The organism is Arenibacter lacus (assembly GCF_008711145.1).
GTDB lineage: Bacteria > Bacteroidota > Bacteroidia > Flavobacteriales > Flavobacteriaceae > Arenibacter > Arenibacter amylolyticus.
This window is the reverse complement of record NZ_VVIN01000220.1, coordinates 1-641: the sequence shown is the minus strand read 5'-3', so window position 1 is coordinate 641 and position 641 is coordinate 1. Positions and strand designations below refer to the sequence as shown.

The window sequence follows — 641 nt, the reverse complement described above, 5'->3', positions numbered from 1 at the left end:
GTGATAAGCCCACTAAAAAATTCAATGAAGCAGTACTGGATATTATTCTTGGGGATGAAGTTACCGTTAGGCGCGATGGAAAGGAAATTACCTTCCCCTTGTCCGATGAAGGCAAGGAAACGGTTTTTGCCACTCAGGGTAAGAATTTCTTGGGGTATAGATCCAAAGCAATCATTGCAGAGGTACAACCCAATTCCGTAGCTGAGGCAGCAGGATTGTTACCAGGAGACCAAATTGTGGGTGTAAACGGAGAAGAAACCATATTTTGGAACGAGTTTAGAGGGAAAATAGGATCTTCCGTTAACCAAAAATTAGATATCAGTGTTTTAAGGAACGGACAGACAGAGCATATAGACCTAGTGGTTCCCGAAGAGGGCGTTATAGGAATATTGTTAGACTATGCAGACCTAAGTGTTACGGATAACTATAGCTTCTTAGAAGCCATCCCAGCGGGATATCATAGGACCATTCAGGTACTAACGGATCAGATACGGCAGTTTAAGGTGATCTTTAACACCAAAACAGGCGCTTATAAGCAAGTAAAGGGACCTATTGGGATTGTAGAAATGATGCCTGCGGTGTGGGACTGGACCTTCTTCTGGAGTTTTATGGCGATGTTTTCCGTGTGGTTGGCATTTTTA

1 protein-coding gene is annotated in these 641 nt (G+C 43.1%); it reads left to right on the top strand.

Going from position 1 to position 641, the window contains the following annotated elements; translation table 11 throughout:
• The coding region (locus F1E73_RS17245; protein WP_150452692.1) for a M50 family metallopeptidase at positions 1-641 on the top strand (641 nt) is incomplete at both ends.